Annotated in this window: 14 protein-coding genes; 8 read left to right on the forward strand and 6 right to left on the reverse strand. The window is 35.6% G+C overall.

The annotated features are described in order from the left end of the window. Positions 1-205: 205 nt before the first annotated feature. Positions 206-1,135: a LysR family transcriptional regulator gene (locus AC1PJ9_RS01905; RefSeq protein WP_311086625.1), complete on the reverse strand. Its 930-nt coding sequence runs from the start codon at positions 1,133-1,135 to the stop codon at positions 206-208. A 298-nt stretch (positions 1,136-1,433) separates the two neighbouring features. Between AC1PJ9_RS01905 and AC1PJ9_RS01910 the strand changes: the two genes are divergently transcribed. Next, positions 1,434-2,819, forward strand: a complete 1,386-nt coding sequence (locus tag AC1PJ9_RS01910; RefSeq protein ID WP_311086626.1) for an outer membrane protein transport protein — start codon at positions 1,434-1,436, stop codon at positions 2,817-2,819. A 33-nt stretch (positions 2,820-2,852) separates the two neighbouring features. Further along, positions 2,853-4,220, forward strand: coding sequence for an amidohydrolase (locus AC1PJ9_RS01915; RefSeq protein ID WP_311086627.1), 1,368 nt, complete (start codon positions 2,853-2,855; stop codon positions 4,218-4,220). Between the two features lie 57 nt (positions 4,221-4,277). On the opposite strand, the gene AC1PJ9_RS01920 is transcribed toward AC1PJ9_RS01915, so the two are convergent. After that, complete coding sequence (locus AC1PJ9_RS01920; RefSeq protein ID WP_311086628.1) at positions 4,278-5,285, reverse strand: AraC family transcriptional regulator; 1,008 nt, start codon at positions 5,283-5,285, stop codon at positions 4,278-4,280. A gap of 215 nt (positions 5,286-5,500) precedes the next feature. Between AC1PJ9_RS01920 and AC1PJ9_RS01925 the strand changes: the two genes are divergently transcribed. Continuing rightward, the gene (locus AC1PJ9_RS01925; protein ID WP_311086661.1) at positions 5,501-6,526 is read left to right on the forward strand and encodes a fatty acid desaturase; all 1,026 of its coding nucleotides are present in this window, start codon (positions 5,501-5,503) and stop codon (positions 6,524-6,526) included. Positions 6,527-6,626: 100 nt separating this feature from the next. On the opposite strand, the gene AC1PJ9_RS01930 is transcribed toward AC1PJ9_RS01925, so the two are convergent. Beyond that, positions 6,627-7,235: a LysE family translocator gene (locus AC1PJ9_RS01930; protein ID WP_200000991.1), complete on the reverse strand. Its 609-nt coding sequence runs from the start codon at positions 7,233-7,235 to the stop codon at positions 6,627-6,629. A 255-nt stretch (positions 7,236-7,490) separates the two neighbouring features. On the opposite strand from AC1PJ9_RS01930, the gene AC1PJ9_RS01935 reads away from it, so the two are divergent. The 4 genes from AC1PJ9_RS01935 (at position 7,491) to AC1PJ9_RS01950 (ending at position 11,462) form a co-directional block, all read left to right on the forward strand. Beyond that, positions 7,491-8,363, forward strand: coding sequence for a LysR family transcriptional regulator (locus AC1PJ9_RS01935; RefSeq protein WP_311086629.1), 873 nt, complete (start codon positions 7,491-7,493; stop codon positions 8,361-8,363). A 370-nt stretch (positions 8,364-8,733) separates the two neighbouring features. After that, the gene (locus tag AC1PJ9_RS01940; RefSeq protein ID WP_020992410.1) at positions 8,734-9,720 is read left to right on the forward strand and encodes a DUF1852 domain-containing protein; all 987 of its coding nucleotides are present in this window, start codon (positions 8,734-8,736) and stop codon (positions 9,718-9,720) included. Positions 9,721-9,741: 21 nt separating this feature from the next. Next, positions 9,742-10,785 (forward strand): methionine synthase, encoded by a 1,044-nt coding sequence (locus AC1PJ9_RS01945; protein ID WP_311086630.1) that lies wholly within the window; start codon positions 9,742-9,744, stop codon positions 10,783-10,785. 185 nt (positions 10,786-10,970) lie between these two features. Further along, entirely contained in the window at positions 10,971-11,462 is a 492-nt protein-coding gene (locus tag AC1PJ9_RS01950) for a flavin reductase (RefSeq protein ID WP_032014964.1), read from the forward strand. 52 nt (positions 11,463-11,514) lie between these two features. Here AC1PJ9_RS01950 and AC1PJ9_RS01955 read toward each other — a convergent pair whose 3' ends face one another. Continuing rightward, positions 11,515-11,931: an NF045616 family extracytoplasmic (lipo)protein gene (locus AC1PJ9_RS01955; RefSeq protein ID WP_409070584.1), complete on the reverse strand. Its 417-nt coding sequence runs from the start codon at positions 11,929-11,931 to the stop codon at positions 11,515-11,517. 692 nt (positions 11,932-12,623) lie between these two features. On the opposite strand from AC1PJ9_RS01955, the gene AC1PJ9_RS01960 reads away from it, so the two are divergent. Further along, positions 12,624-13,178: a TetR/AcrR family transcriptional regulator gene (locus AC1PJ9_RS01960; protein ID WP_311086631.1), complete on the forward strand. Its 555-nt coding sequence runs from the start codon at positions 12,624-12,626 to the stop codon at positions 13,176-13,178. A 66-nt stretch (positions 13,179-13,244) separates the two neighbouring features. Here the strand turns inward: AC1PJ9_RS01960 and AC1PJ9_RS01965 are convergent, their stop codons facing one another. Next, complete coding sequence (locus AC1PJ9_RS01965) at positions 13,245-17,021, reverse strand: YobI family P-loop NTPase (protein WP_311086632.1); 3,777 nt, start codon at positions 17,019-17,021, stop codon at positions 13,245-13,247. A gap of 266 nt (positions 17,022-17,287) precedes the next feature. Next, positions 17,288-17,617, reverse strand: coding sequence for a darcynin family protein (locus AC1PJ9_RS01970; RefSeq protein ID WP_311070337.1), 330 nt, complete (start codon positions 17,615-17,617; stop codon positions 17,288-17,290). Positions 17,618-17,665 lie beyond the last annotated feature (48 nt).

Genomic DNA, 17,665 nt, shown 5'->3' on the forward strand with positions numbered 1-17,665 from the left:
ATAAACCTAAATAGGAAATGGGTTAGAGATGAGATTTAAAGGTGTCCTTGGTAGAAAATGTGATGCCTTGTTTCCAGTTAAAACTACACATCTATATTTCGATAAACAGAAAACCACTTATCATTCGTATAAAAATGTAATCTTAAAAAGCAGGGAGGAGTGAGAGGCGAAAATTAATTAGGTATTTAGAAAAATTAATGACCCTTTAAACAATAATTTCAGAACACGGCCAAATTTGGTTTTGAATCAACTCTTTCACACATGCTTTAATGGCTGACTTGGCAGCAAGTGCAGCGGGTGATAATTCTTCTTCGGCAAGGCTCACCAAATAGTTAATTCGTTCCACTTCTGGGTCAATCACTTTAAGCAATTGCAGCTGATGTTTGTACTCTTGCAAGCAAGCACTTCCGGGGCGAACACTGGCAAGGTCGAGGTGAATTAGACTGTCCATGAGTAAGTGTAAGCCATCAATTTCATAGACGACATTAAGCTGCCCAATCTTGTGTTCAAGCAGCTTTCGTAAGCTATGACGCTGACGTGGCAACACTAATGGAATATCGCCAATTTGTTGCGACTGAATAATGCCGCTTTTAATACATTCGCTAAGACCGTATTTTTCGAGCACTTCTTTGCGCGCCATTAAATACATTTGCTCGCGTACCAAGGGCTGTATAGACCATTGCTTATCAATCTCATTAGTAAAAATAATGGCGATATCAAGCTGACGCGAGTTAATGTATTGAATCAGGTTACCTGACAGGGTTTCCACAATCTCTAAACGAATGTCTGGATAGCGTTCAGACATCAGTTTCATTAAAGGGATACCAATCAAAGCGGTAATGGTCGGTGGAAAACCAAGGCTGACATGACCAGACAACCGTGCCGAATGCGCAGCATCTATGGCAAAGTTCACCTGACGCAAAATAAGTTGCGAGTGCTTTAAAAAGGCAAGACCTGCTGGGGTTGGGGTCACGCCAAAAGCATTACGCTGTAATAAGCGAATGCTTAGCTCTTGTTCGAGCTTACTAATTTGCTGACTAATCGCCGAAGCACCGACATCGAGTTTTTGGGCAGCTTTACCAATACTGCCTGATTCAACGACCGTCAAAAAATACTTTATTTGCTTGATTTCCATAATAAATGTATTCGCTCATCATCCTTGATTTATAGAGATATGAAGGATTGGGAAATCTATCATGCGTTTTAATATTAACAGCAAAAAATATAAAAGTTTCTTAAAAAATCACTCTCTAGCCTAAAAGTCCAATCAATTTTTATGGTTAATAAAAAGATGATGTTCTGCTTACAGCTACATAAACCCTAACTCTTCAATATGGCATCTACGGTCAAATCATTGGCGTTTGGAGCTAAGCAGAAGCATTCAAATCTACATAAAGTGAGGAATCAAAATAAAAAATATCCAGGATGGATCCATGAGTTTTGTTGTGAATAAAAAAATATTGATCTTAGGAATAACTTCAATTTGCACAAGCACCTTACATGCGGCTGCATTTGATAAAACAGGGCAATCTGTAGCTGCATTTTTACAACCGGGTAACTATTTTGAGGCCAGTTTAGGAATCACAGATGCTGATTTAAGTGGTGTAGAATCGGGCACCAACCCTTCACATCATTCAATTTCAGATATAGCCAACACCGATTATCGACCTACCGCAGCCTTAAAACTACAGTTAGCACCACAGTATTCATTTGGCTTGCTTTACGATCAACCATTTGGTGCCGACACGGAATATTCAGGCCTAAATGGCTTTGTTGCAACGCCAAAAGACACAGTTATGTTACCTGGCATTACAACAGCAGGGCTTGCTAATGCTACTTCTGGTCAGGCTCCTACAGGAAATGCAAAATCAGAATTTGATATACAAAATTTAAGCTTTATTTTGGGATATCAACCCACAAAAAACTGGAATCTTTATGCGGGGCCAGTCTATCAAACCTTTAAAAGTCAGGTTGAATTAAGGGGTAATGTATTTAGTCTTTATAACGGCTATGACTTTCACACCAAAACTGTAGGTGACTTGGGATGGTTAGCAGGGCTTGCCTACCAGATTCCAGAAAAAGCTGTGAAAGTCTCATTAACCTACCGTTCAGCCATTACTCACAAACTAAACGCGACTGAAAATGTCCCACTCATTGAGATGTTAAGCACTCAACAAGGTCGTGATTTAGTTAATCAGCATCTAGACTACATGATTTCTATTGGTCAGATGACTCCACAAAAGAAAGCTTACTTAAATCAGATTATTGCTAATTTGCCAGAACAAGAAGATACAGGTACAACAAAATTTAAATCTCCTGATTCAGTGAATTTGGAGTTCCAGACAGGACTTCGTCAGGGAACGTTACTGTTTGGTAGTTTACGCTGGGTAAATTGGAGTGACCTCGCTCTACAGCCTTATCGCTTCGGTGAGATCTCAAAAGTTGTTGGCGTACTATCAACGCCAAGCCGTCCGGAAGGTTTTAATTTGGTTCGTTATTATGATGACCAATGGTCTTTAAACTTAGGGGTTGGACAACGCTTTTCACCTAAATGGTTAGGTTCTGTGTCGGTTGGATGGGACTCAGGAGCAGGTGATAAAGTGTCAACGGGTGGCCCAACTAAGGGATATTACAACTTGGGCGTGGGTGCTCAATATAGCCCGACATCGCAATACTTTATTTCTGGTGGTGTGAAGTATTACTGGTTAGGCGATGCAAAAGCTCAGCTTGGCGCACAGGCGGGTAGTGACTATTATGTAGGTGAGTTTAAGGATAACCACTCAGTCAGCTATGGCTTAAAAATTGGATATAAATTTTAAAATTAAATCAGTCATTTATAAGGTTTTAATTACATGAATAAAATCATTAAAAACAGCCTATTTTTAGGATTATCGACTTTCATTGCAGGTTATGGAACTCTTCTCCATGCGGAAGCAAGTCCAACAAATTTGCCGGCGGTTTCGCAAAAAGCGTTAACCATTATTGATGAGCAAACAGAGTGGTTAAATAAGGTCTATAAAGACATTCATGAACACCCAGAACTTGGGTTTATGGAAACGCGTACTTCTGCCATTGTTGCCAAAGAGCTTAAGTCACTAGGTTTTGATGTTAAAACGGGAATAGCCAAAACAGGCGTGGTCGGCATTTTAAAAAATGGTGAGGGGCCAACGGTCATGTACCGTGCCGATATGGATGCCAATACTGTTGAAGAAGCGACTGGTTTACCATACGCGAGTAAAGTACGCGTAAAACTCGATGATGGAACTGAAACACCTGTAGCACATATGTGCGGTCATGATGCACATGTGACATGGATGCTCAGCATGGCAAAAACATTAGTGGCTTTAAAAAAGGAATGGAGCGGAACTATTATTTTAGTCGCGCAACCTGCCGAAGAGCCGATCACAGGTGCAAAAGCTATGGTGACCGATGGCTTATGGACAAAATACAACTTACCAAAACCTGATTATTTTTTTGCCGTGCATACCACACCTGCACCTGTGGGCGTGGTCATCAATGCACCGGGACCACGTATGGCGGGAACCGACCAGCTTGATGTTTTATTTAAAGGTGTGGGTGGGCATGGCTCATTACCAATGCTCACCAAGAACCCGATTAGCATGGCTGCAAACGCAGTGACTCAATATCAAACCATTATGGGTAATGCAGTTGATCCGCAACAAGCAGCAGTGTTATCGATTGGCTCAATTCAGGCTGGAAATTCGAATAACGTGATTCCTTCTACGGCATTAGTCAAAATGAATTTGCGCTGGTTTGATCCAAAAGTGCGTGAAACCATGCTAAATAATATTAAGTCTATGAGTGAAGGTGCGGCCCAAATGCAGGGGATGGGTAAAGATCAATTACCTACCTTTACGTTTAAAGGTTCGAGCACACCTGTAGTTAACAATAAAGAATTTTCGGCACGTTTAAATGGGCCTTTAAAAGCATTATTAGGCGATAAACATGTTCTAACTGAGTATCCTGCGGTTATGGGGTCTGAAGATGTTCATCATTTGTTAGGCGACCAAAAAGATATTCCTTTTAACTTTATGTTTATTGGTGTGGCAGACCCAGTTGTGTTTGCAAATGCAGTCAAGCAAGGCAAACCTGTACCTTATATTCCACATAGTCCAAACTACATTGTTGATTTAAAAGCTTTGCCAGTTGGTGCCAAGGTCACTACAGTTTCGATGTTAGAACTACTCACTAAAAAGTAAGTTACTCATAAAAAAAGATGCATTCACATGCATCTTTTTTTTCTAAGTTTTTAAAAGTTAAGAGCAAGCCAGATATTTTTCTCGATAATGGATTGGTGATAAATCGGTCCAGCGGCGAAACGCGCGGGTAAAACTACTGACATCGGTAAAGCCAAGAATATAAGCAATCTCAGTAATATTATGGCTTGAGTTTTTAATATACGATAAGGCGAGTTCATGCCGAGTCTGATCAAGTAACTCACTATAAGAGGTGTTTTCGGCAGAAAGTTTGCGTTGCAGACTCCGTATGCTTAAGCCTAGACTTTTCGCAACGTCTTGTTGTTGAAAGTCGCCTGTAGATAATTTTTCAATTAATTTTACTTTCACACGAGCCAATATATTTTCTTTATCGAGCCGTGCCAGATAACGATTAATAATTTCATCATATTCTTGAGTGAGAGTCGGATTTGCACCTTCTAGTGGTTGTTCTATCGTTGCCGTATCAAACACAATCATATCTTTGGGTGCATTAAAAACAATCGGAGCTTTTAAAATACTCTGAAAAGTTTCTAAATCTTCGGGCTCTGAACGTCTAAGTTCAATGCGTAATGGCGAAAAAACAGAGCCTTGTAAAGCACGACTTGAGCGAATAAAAACGGAAATAAATGCATCGATAGATTCGGGTTGAACTTCGTCGGGAACATGAATAACGAAATAATGGCTATTTCCTTGCCCATAAAACTCTAGCTCTGGAATATCCGTAACCACACGAAAATAACGAATAATTCTTAGAAACATCTCTTTTAGGGTGGTGCTGGTAATCAGTGAATGCCCCAACACATGAAAAGTATTTTGATTGACTTGGCTGGCAACTTTAAGGCCAAAACATGAATCTTGAGTTTTCTGAACTGCTAATTTCCATAAATTTGCTGTTTGTTTTAATGAATATCGTGCATCAGGATTACTCAGAGCCTGAATATCTAAACCTGCTTGTTGTAATAAAGGTTGACTATCAACACCGGCTTTTTCGAGCGCTTTTTGAATCGCTTTCACCCAGCTAGCCAGTGCCGTTGCTGTCTGTGGCATGTTATGTCCTATAACTTGTGATTCATATTCCTCTGAACAGTATAAAAGATTCAAAACTAAAAAATCTTTTGTTTATTCTGAATCTTTTTATTTTGGCATCCATAGCCAATAGATTGGCGTTTCGAGCTAAGCACACTTAGGGTGATCTAAATAAAGTAGAGGCATGAAAAACTGAGGAATAACGGATGACCTATATTTATAAAAATCCTGCCGGAATGACCGATAGCGAAAAAACGGAACATATTAAAAAAGTAGTAACAGCAGAAGGCGTGGCTTTACGCAAACGCCATCCTATTTTGAACCATCAAAATGCTATTGGGGCGATGATTCTATTTATATCTTTGGTGGGCATGATAGCGACTGCCGTGCTCTATATAAATCATCAACTTTCAGCTTGGTTTGCAATTCCAATTATTGCTTTTTTTGCATCGCTCACCCATGAGTTAGAGCATGACCTGATTCACTGGATGTATTTTAGAAAGAAACCATGGGCACATCATTTAATGATGGGCTTAGTCTGGTTAGCTCGCCCCAGTACCATTAACCCGTGGAAACGTCGTGAGCTGCATTTTAACCATCATAAAAACTCAGGCACCGAAGTTGATTTAGAAGAAAGAGCTTTAACCAACGGAGAACAGTGGAGCATACGTCGTCTCATCGCGATTGGTGATAACGGCTTGGCGGTCTTATTCCGTATTATTTCTGCAAGCAATTGGACGGTTAGAAAAGTAATTTTTAAACGTGCATTTATGGCTTATTTCCCGCTAGGCATTATTCATTGGTCGCTGTGGTATATCTTTTTAGGTTTTCATGCAGTTGATGCTGTTTCAAGTTGGGCAAATGCACCGATTGCTTGGTCAGCTACCACTTTAAATATCATGCATGTGGTTAATATTTTGACCGTTGTTTGGATTGCACCGAATGTGCTGCGTACCTTTTGCTTGCATTTTGTGACAAGCAATATGCATTACTACGGCGATGTCGAACTGGGTAATGTCATTCAACAAACTCAAGTATTAACGCCGTGGTGGATGATGCCGTTCCAATTGTTTTGCTTTAACTTTGGTTCAACGCATGCCATCCACCATTTTGTAGTGAAAGAACCATTCTACATTCGCCAAATGACGGCACCAGTTGCCCATAAAGTCATGCGTGATATGGGAGTGCGGTTTAACGATGTTGGAACCTTTAAAAGAGCAAATCGTTGGAACGTAAATGATTTATCAGAGTCAAAAAGTTAAAACATAGCTTTTTATCTCACTCAAATGGACTGAGTTCTGTACGAAGCGCTCAGTCCATTAACCATAAACTCACCATACAGTTTCTTAAAAATTAAAGGCTTTACTGAAACTTAGTAAAAAGCAGAATCACGCCTAATACACATAAAATTGAGCCAATGACCTTATTAATCTGTACTTGCTTGGCTAACATTTTTTGTCTCAACAGCATTGAAGAGAAAAGCACAGCAACCAGTGAAAACCATATAAAATGGGCAAAAGACATAAAAAAGCCATAAGCCAAAAGTATGGTTTTAGGCGTAGTTAAGCTCACAATTTGCGTATAGGTGCTAATCACAAATAGCGTGGTTTTAGGGTTCAGAGCATTGGTAAAAAAGCCATACTTTATAGCTTGCAAAGTACCTATAGCGGTTAAAGCAGCAGTGTCTAAAACTGGTTTTTGAGTAAAGGTTTTATAGCCAATATAAATTAAATAAAGCGCGCCAATATACTTAACAATATTCAAAATTTGCGGCGTATAAGTCATCACAAAGGCAACGGCAACTAATGTGTAGGTCACATGCACCAACACGCCAAGCGATATTCCAAGTGAAGTAAATACACCTATTTTTCTGCCGTACAAGTAACTATTTTTAGTGACAATCGCAAAGTCAGCGCCGGGGCTAACCACCGCCAAAATCGTAATGAGAATAACCGCAATAAACTCTGCCATTATCTTGCACCCTCACTGAAAATGAAGAGATCGGTCTGTACTTTTTGGAATGTATTCGAGAGGAGAATTATTTTACTTAAAGCTGTTATTCTTTTCGTGAGAAAGATTGCGGCTTTACATTTATGAAGATAGATATAGATATCTAATATATTTTTCATCATCTAAAATGGGGCTTAATAAAGATGATTTTTATTTTGAACAGAAACCTAAAAATAAAAATCGATAAAAACGACTACACATCTATGAGTTTTTGGAATGATTGAAAGAATATCGCTGAATTCATTAAAATTTTTCTACTTTGTGGCGAAGTATGGCAGCGTCACTTTAGCTGCAAAGAAATTATTTGTGACGCAAAGTGCGGTCAGTAAACAGATTTATAATTTAGAAGAAGCTTTAAACACCACTTTGTTTGAGCGAAAAAATAAAACACTTGTGATGACCGAGCAGGGCGAGATTTTATTAAGTTGTTGCCATCACGTTTTTGGTCAACTCGATGAATGTTTAATACAACTCAGCCAGCCTAAAACTCCCAACAAACAACTGGTTTTGTCCTGTGAACCGACGCTTTCCATGAAATGGCTCATACCGCGGTTATCAAAATTTAAAAAGCTCGGTCATGATTTTGAGGTTGTGCTACTCACTGCAGGCGGCGTGGTCGATTTTGAAAAAGATAATATTGATATCGCAATTCGCCGAAATGATTTTGATTGGGGAGAGCATATCTATAGCGAAAAGATTGCCGATGAATATATCGCTCTAATTCAAGCAACCAAGCCACCCGACACAAACGACGTACTCATTTCGACTTCTAGACCAAATTTTTTCAAAAGCATGAGTCGTATTGCTGAGTTAAAGCAAAGTTTAAAAGGCTACACTAAAGTTGAACTCGAACATTTTTATCTATGTTTAGAAGGTTGTTTAGCTGGACTCGGCGCGACGGTCATCTCAATTTATATGATTGAAAAAGAACTTGAGTGGAACGCAATACAGAAAATTTCACCAATCGTTCAAGATGGCTCAGCCTATTTTCTACTTTCTCATAGTTCTTTTGAGGAAGATCCACGCAAAACCATATTTTTAGAATGGCTAAAAGCAGAGATGAGCGAGATTCAACATAAATTGCTTTAGGTTGAGCAGTTTTATTTAAAGATAAATTGTTTAATTTATTGAAAATAATCATAAATTATAGAAAATGCAGGCATTAAAACGAGAGCGACGTATGTCTCGTTTGTGCTGTCTAAAAAAACCTAAGATGAAAAATATTTAACTTCATACTTATTTATTAAACCCTAAACATGAATTTCACTCAGTTTTGAATGAGACTAAATCATTTTTATTCATGTTGTGATTGCGGTATAAATCTATTCATGCTCTGAAGCGCTCCAGTAATTCACTTTTGATAAGACCATAAGGCACAAAACTGACAAGGCTGGAAAGTTCAAAAAAGAGCTCGAAATTTTTTTTAGGTTTTATCTCAGAAATTAGGGTACTGATCAAAATGAGTAAAGAATTTACATTTACGATTAAGAGTATTTGTTTCGATGAGAACTATCGTCCAGCAGACAATACGCGTATTACCACCAACTTTGCTAACTTGGCAAGAGGGATGAGCCGCGAAGAAAATTTGCGCAATACATTACGGATGATCGACAATCGCTTCAATGCCTTAGCTCATTGGGACAACCCTAAGGGCGACCGCTATGGCGTTGAACTTGAAATCATTTCGGTTGAAATGAATATTGATGCTGAAAACCGTACTAGCGGGCTTCCTTTAATCGAAATATTGAAAACCAATATTGTTGATAAAAAGACTAATGAACGCATCGAAGGTATTGTAGGCAATAACTTCTCGTCTTATGTACGTGACTATGACTTTAGTGTGCTGTTGTTAGATCACAACAAAAACAAGTCGACTTTTAGCACGCCAGAAAAGTTTGGTGAACTGCACGGCAACTTGTTTAAGAGCTTTATTAACTCTGAAACTTACAGAGCCAACTTTAAAAAAGCGCCTGTGATTTGCCTCAGCGTTTCGACGACTAAAGAGTACCACCGTACTGAAAACGAACATCCTGTTTTGGGCGTGGAATACAAGCAAGAAGACTATTCATTAACCGATGAATATTTCCAAAAAATGGGCTTAAAAGTTCGCTACTTCATGCCGCCAAATAGCGTTGCGCCGTTAGCGTTCTATTTTACTGGTGATTTGTTGAGTGATTACACCAACCTTGAGTTGATTAGTACGATTAGTACGATGGAAACATTCCAAAAGATTTACCGTCCTGAAATTTACAATGCAAATTCAGTGGCTGGAAAATCTTATCAACCAAGCTTGAAACACCAAGATTATTCACTTACTCGAATTGTGTATGACCGTGAAGAACGTAGCCGTTTGGCTATAGAGCAGGGGAAGTTTGTTGAAGAGCAATTTATCAAACCATACCAAGCGATTCTTGAGCAGTGGTCTGCGAATTACGCTCCTAATTAATCAACATACAGGTCATTTAACATGAAAAAATTATTACCGACTTCAACTGCTGGCAGCTTACCAAAACCGTCTTGGCTTGCAGAACCTGAAAAGCTTTGGTCGCCTTGGAAACTCGAAAACGAAGGCTTGGTTGAAGGTAAAAAAGACGCGCTACGTTTAGCACTTCACGAACAACAACGTGCGGGCATTGATATTGTGAGCGATGGTGAACAAACCCGCCAACACTTTGTGACGACATTTATTGAACACTTAAATGGCGTAGATTTTGAAAAGCGCGAAACAGTTCGTATTCGTGACCGTTACGATGCAAGTGTGCCATCTGTTGTAGGTGCAGTGTCTCGTCAAAAGCCTGTGTTTGTTGAAGATGCGAAGTTTTTACGTCAGCAAACAGATCAACCTATTAAGTGGGCATTACCTGGCCCAATGACTATGATTGATACGCTTTACGATGGTCACTACAAGAGCCGTGAAAAACTGGCTTGGGAATTTGCTAAAATCTTGAACCAAGAAGCGCGTGAGTTAGAAGCTGCTGGTGTAGACATTATTCAGTTTGACGAACCTGCATTTAACGTATTCTTTGACGAAGTAAATGACTGGGGCGTTGCGACTTTAGAGCGTGCAATTGAAGGTCTAAAATGTGAAACTGCGGTTCACATTTGCTATGGTTACGGCATTAAAGCCAACACTGACTGGAAAAAGACACTCGGTTCAGAATGGCGCCAATACGAAGAAGCTTTCCCGAAACTGCAAAAATCTAACATCGATATCATCTCGTTAGAATGTCACAACTCACATGTGCCTATCGATTTACTCGAACTCATTCGCGGTAAAAAAGTCATGGTCGGCGCGATTGATGTTGCATCTAACCAAATTGAAACACCAGAAGAAGTGGCGAATACACTTCGTAAAGCGCTTCAGTTTGTAGATGCTGACAAGCTTTACCCTTGCACAAACTGCGGTATGGCGCCTCTTTCACGTGAAGTGGCACGTGGCAAGTTAAATGCGTTAACGGCAGGTGCAGAAATCGTTCGCAGAGAACTTACTGGTTTTGATCTTACTGCTTAATATTTACCAATAAGTGGTATAAAGGGTTACTTTTTTGATGGTAGTTGATAATCAAACAAGTAACCCTCATTTTACTTACTACATGTCGCTCTAATCAGAACGCATGTCGATAGTACCTTCCTGATGGAGTTGGGCGGTATAGCAAACACACAGGACAAGGTACGGTTCAATTTAGGAATAATGTCATGGTTCAAGCAACAGACTTTAGAAATGCAATGTCTTTACTCACAAGTGCGGTTAGCGTTGTGACCACGGCAGGCATGTCTGGCCGTTTTGGATTTACTGCCTCTGCTGTTTGTAGTGTGACTGACACACCGCCGACATTATTGGTCTGTATGAACCAATCTGCGAGTTCACATGCACATTTCCTAGATAACAAAATCTTAACGGTGAATGTTTTAGGCGCACACCACGAACATATTTCAAAAGCATTTTCATCTAAGCTCACACCTGAAGAACGCTTTAAACATGGCGAATGGATTGAGTTAGAAACAGGTTCACCTGTGTTAGACGATGCGTTGGTGAGTTTCGATTGTGAGATTGAACAAATTCAACAAGTCGGTACACACACAATTTTTATATGTCCGATTGTGGCAATTAAACAAAGCCAGCATGACCAAAGTTTGGTTTACTTTAACCGCGCTTATCACCAAGTGGGGCAGACAGAGATTGTCTAAACCCACTCTTTTTGTTGTTTCTAAAATGATGAAATGAGGCCTAAGAATAATCTTATTTACAAGTTGTTTCACCGAGTTCAGGCTCTCGAATTTCTAGCTTATTGTTATGTTCTACTACACAAATACGTGTATCAAAAGTTTTGTATGTATCCAAAGTAATGTCATAAACCACATTCTTTTTAAATTCTTTTAGAGGAATTTTTGCACAATCCTTTTCTTCTATTGGCAACGGACCGCTTGGGTAAAACTTCTCATAAGAACTTGAATATGCGTTTCTATTGTCGATTTTCCCCATATAAATCAAAAAACTATTATCAACAGGATAAGTGGTTTTTGGAGGTTTATTGGTAAAGGCACATACATAATCCTGATGTAGCGTAACCTCTAATGGAAGAGGGCCTTGGCTACAGCCATTTAACAAACACCCAGTTGTTAATATTAAAATGGACTTTGAAGATAGTCTTATCATTTATGTTCTCGTAAAGTTTTAAAAAATATTCAAAATCAAAAAGTAAAATTTATGAGGTTTAGCTTACCGTATCTGGCTCTTTTTAAAAAATAAATAAATACAATTGAATATAATATCTAAAATAATAATTTAGTTAATCTAATGAAAAACAATAAGATATTTAATCACTTGTCATAAAAGCTACATTGACACTTCTAAACTCTCAGATTATGCTTTGCGTGCTGGCCACATTGCCAGCCGGTTTTAGCAGACCGTTCTTTGAGGACATTGAAAAAATTCATTTTTTTGATGTAGACCCACTCGTCTCCCTTTTTGTAGCGGTAGGACGGAAGGGGGACACCTTCGGGTGTGCTGGGTTCTCGAAGCCAGTCTGCTAACCCTCTTTCGTTCTGCCACCATAATCCTAAATGAATGTTTTGGCAGAACTCTAATAATCAGGAGTTGGCTATGCACATCCATTATTTTTTGGCACTCCGCGCCAAAAGCTATAACAACACAGCTTAAAAAATTACAGCAGCTTGAATGCCGTAGGGTTTTCAGGCTTTAAGTCATTTTTACTTAAAACTTAGCAACAACAAAACTTGAGATGTGCCAAGCACCGTCTTGCGGCTTTGCTGTGCCTTTTTTCTCCCAAAAAGGGCACAGGCTTTTTATCTCATTTAGACACAACAAGAATTTAAAACGGTAAAACTATGCCAACTTTAGAAATATCTTCCAAAAAATTACAGGTTATTCAAACCGCAATCCAACTCATTACAACGCATGGGTTCCACAATGCAGGCATCGACCTGATTGCTAAAGAAACCAAAATCGCCAAAGGTACGCTTTATAACTATTTCCACTCGAAAGAACGCTTAATTGAAATGTGCATCGCTTTTCAAAAAAGTCTGCTGAAAGAAGCAGTGCTCTCCATTATTTACTCAAACTGTTACTACACTTCAAAAGATAAACTTAAAGCAATTATTGTGTTACATGCCAATTTAAATAGTCTGTACAACCTTTTACTTAAAGCCATTTTTGAAATAAAACTGCTTTACCCGAAGGCTTACAACATGGCGGTTGAATACCGAAAGTGGCTGCGCCATGAAATTTTTGACCTGATTTTTAGCGGGGAAACCCGCGAGCCAAAATTTGATGCCAACATGGTGGTAAACCTGATCGATGGTTTGCTGCTACAGGTTTTAAGCTCTAACAGTTTGGATGAACGGGATGTGGTGGTGGAGAGGTTTTGGGGGAAAGCCATCTGAGGGATGGCTTTTTGATAGTAAATAAACTATCTTGCCTAGAAAGTAGAAAAGATAGTTTGAAGAGTTTTACTTTGTGTAGAAAAGTATTTTATCACTAGCAATTTTATAGTTTTTAATTTCTCGTCTATGAATATAGCCTTTTTTCTCCAATTCTGTAGTCAGTTTATTATTAAGATTTGTTAGGTCTAACCTATGTCGAGCAGGTGTGGTTATCCCATTATATGGTGATCCTAGTAAGTTTAAATAATTGGTAATAAGTGAAGTTTCTAAATATTTTATTTGAGAAATGAGTGCTTCTAATTTTTTATCATTAGATAGTGTCTTTTCAAAATAAATATCAAGGTAAGAAGTTGGAAGTTGAAGTGGTAATGATTGGTAAAAATCAATTATTAGTATTCTAGTTGTTTCTGAAGTTGAAAAAAGCTCATCATTAAATTTATCTATAATCTCTTTTTTTATACTATTTTTGATTTTATCGGAAGCTAAAATTAGTTCAAATTCTTTACTTGTTAATTCAAATTCATCGGGGATTTTTTTTAATAAAGCACTCTGATGTTGAAATAAAAACTCAACTAATATTTCAATAGGTTTTTTTCTTAAATTTTGTAGATTTATTTCAGTTAGACTTAGTATTTTATTTTGACATAATAATAAGACCTTGTCTGAAGATAAGTTGGTTATATCTAAATTTGTATAATTATATTTATGAGCTTTAAGAATTGCTTTATAAGCTGAAATACTTAATTTATTAATTTTTAATAAATTAGATTCAAAGCTGGTGGCAAGTTTGTCATCATTTTTAGCAGATTCAGAGTCAAATATTTTTTTATCGCAAAGAATACTGTAAATTTCAGGATTATTTAAGTATGTAATAAGAGTATCATCTACTATAGATTCTTTGTGTTTAAAATATAGAATTAATGATTCCCAATCTGGTATAATTTTCAAATTAATAATTATTAATTCCCATAAGTTGCTATCTTTAATTTCATTAATACTTGAAATTTTAATATTATTATTTTTTATAAGCCACTCTTTATTCTTTAAACTAAGATCTTCTCTGTTAATTAATGACAAAAAGTTAATGGAATTTTCTTTTAAAGTTTTTGTGTGTGGGATAATAATTTCTTCGAAAAAAAAGTCGATTGATTGATCTATCTGCTTAATTAAATAATGAGGTTGAGAATCTTGTATAGTTCCATAAGGTGCTGAATCAAACTGTTCCTGAATTTTTTCATAATCTTTCTGGTCATTATTTAAAATTAGTATTTGAAATATCATTTTTTTATTCAGAATAAAATATTTTTGTTCACATATTTCATTAAATAGTTCTAGATCTTTATGGCTAGCATTAAGAAAATTAAATTCTGGAGATAAAATTTCTAATAATTTTAAAACTTCATCATTAGTTTCATAAGTGTTTATAACAAAATTAATGAAATCCTCTTTTTCAGAAATATACTCTGTTAAAAGGCCATTTTTATTCAGTTTTTTAATGTTTTCATCTGTAATATTTTTCAATATTGTTTTTAAATTTATATCTATTTGATCATTAGGGAAATTCTCTGATATAAATTTAAAAATGTCACCCCAGTACGAAACTATCGTATTTATAAAATCAATAAGATTTTTTCCTCTTTCTATATATGCAATAATAAATTCTTTTGAGCGATCTTCTTCATTAGAAAGTAAAATAAATAAATTTCTAAAATGATCTGCCAGTAAATTTTTATTTTTAATAACATAGTCTACCATGTCAAAATTAAGTATACTTGAATGACTAAATTGTCTAGGTGTTAAGTATCTATCGAAAATCTTTTTAACGTTAATTAGTGGTTGTGTATAGTCACTTTCAATTTGATTTAAAACTCTTTGTGCATAGTCTCTTTCTTCTATTGTAATAACACTATTAAAGAAAAAGGATATATAATCTGAATAATTTTCGTCAATATATCCCTCACGTATAAGGAATTGTAATAACTTAGGTTGTTTATCATCATCAAAGAAACTAGAATTTGATAAATTTAGAAGTTCTTTTAGTGTGCTTTGTTTAAGTGTGTTAATTTTATCTAAAATAATTTTTCTCTTATTTATTAATTCATTTCTTTTTTCTAAATTTTTATTTTTAATACTTTCCTCTCTTAATTTATAAGTTTTTTTACTATCTATTAGATTTTCGATAGTATTAAAAGTAAAAGGAATGTTGTTTTCTTCAATGTCTGTTTTTGTATAATTTGCATGTACTTCTATATTCCATTGTAGAGTATCTGATTTTTGTAATATTTCAAAATTTTCATTTTCTAATAAAAAATTATCTAAGATTTCATCATAACTAAATCTATGATCATCAGCTAATAAAAATAATTTATAATTGGAAGAGCCACCATATTGATTGCATTGAGTATTTTTAATAATTGGTGTTTTCTTTTGAATTTCATATAAATATATTTTTCTTAATTCTATAATAGAATCATTTTGTTCAGTATTAGATTGGTCTATAATATTTTCTAAAACGTTTAATTCTAACTGTAAATCTTCTTTTAAATTATTAATTAAATTTAATTTTACTTTATTGAAAATATTATATATTTGACCTCTATTTTTGTGAAGCTCTGTGAAATCTGATGGATAGTAATTTTTGTAGATTATAATTGCTAATAATTTGTTTTTATTTAAGTGGTTGTTATTTAATTTTTTAACATATAGTTCAAATTCATTGAATATATTAATTACCAATCTTAAATCATCAAAATAAAGTGAAATTTGATGTAAAAATACTTCATTAATTTGATTGTTTAAATTCGTGTTAACTTTATCATTTATATAATTTTTTTTGATTAAGTCGTATGCATTTGTAGGATTTATAACTGGAATAATAGGTATTATGAAATCAAAAAATTTAGCACGATCCTTATTCTTGAACATATCATCTTTGATAGCATAGAGAAAAACTATTCGTCGATTTACTTGTTTAGCTGCATTTATAAGAGTGTTAAGTTCTCTTAGTCTAATAAATATTTCTGTGTTATTAAAGCGATCAAGATCTTCAATTATAATAATATCAAAATTGGTTTCTTCAAAAAAATATAATATTTCATCTAAATGCTTATTTAAAATAGACTCTTGTGTATTATTGTTGAGAGTAATTTCTGTATCTTGAAATTTTAATTTTAGCTCTTTAATTTTTTCTATATATTGTAAGAATACAAATAAACCAACTATACAGTATGATATAAAAAGAATTTTTATTATAATTTTAGAAATTATAGGTAAATTTTGTAGTAAGCTGAAATTATTTATAATAATATTTTCTGGAGAAAATGTTAGTAGTGCTAAGAAAATCCAAATGATAATAAAAAGTGTATTTGCAATTAGTTCTCTTGTTTTAATAGATACAATTCTCTTTAACCTTGATTTAGGTAGATTTTTTTGATCAACTGAGTAGAACAACTGTTGTAATATACTTTTTTCAATTGCTTCAATATCAACTTCTTTATTACTATTTTCGTTTGTATCCTTTTCTAAATTATCTTTAAAAGTTGCTAGAGATATATTTAAGTAATTCCAATTGGGATTTGATTTCTGAAAAGTTAGCAGTACGCTACTTTTTCCTGATCCATATGGGCCAGTTAAAGCGATATTCTTTACATCTTTCTGTTGTAAAGCAGAAGTTAACATCTCATTGTAGACTTGGTCTTCATCTGCATTTGGGACAGGCGTTAAGGGGAAATATTGATGTGTTGAGAGTTTTTCTGGTGGTTTAATAATTAATTGAATATTCCCTAGAAATTTTTTCCACTCTCTATGCATTAATTTTATTTTTATAAATTTCTCTTTTGACATTGAAGTATTCGCTTATATAGCCCAAGTAAATGGGTGTATATTACACTATAATTTTTGATACTTAATTGTTTTATATTAGATTACTACTAAAGAATATGATCTTTTAGTAGTAAAATTAAAATACACAATGAATAGTGATTTTATTAGTAGCACCTAGTAGACCATCTACTTTTTATTTTTTGATTACCTTATTCTTAATACTGTTATTTAAAGTATCGTGACTAGACTAACTGCTGGTTATTCAATTTAAAAATCTTTCACAACTTCTATAAAGAACTTTCATACTCCACATACCCATCTTCAATTGCAGGAATAATTTCTACAAACTCAAAGTAGGGCACTGTACAAAACTCAGAGTCTCGAATCGCATCAATCACAAAATAATAATCTTGCAAAGAAGTCGTCTCAAACACAGCAATATCACTGGCTTTAGTGCTAAACGCTTCAACGTCATACCACCGAACTTTTACAGTCCGGTACTTCTCAAAAATAGGTTCAAGCTTCTGTGCACTAAACTCAGCCCGCTTTTCACGAGCTAATGTCAACCAAGCAGGCAAAGCTTTTAAATGAATAAAAAAAGTATAGGTTCTAGACATAACCACTCCATGACTGGGCTGAGTTGAAGCTCAACAGAAAAGACAGCA

The organism is Acinetobacter sp. 70_2, assembly GCF_056736115.1.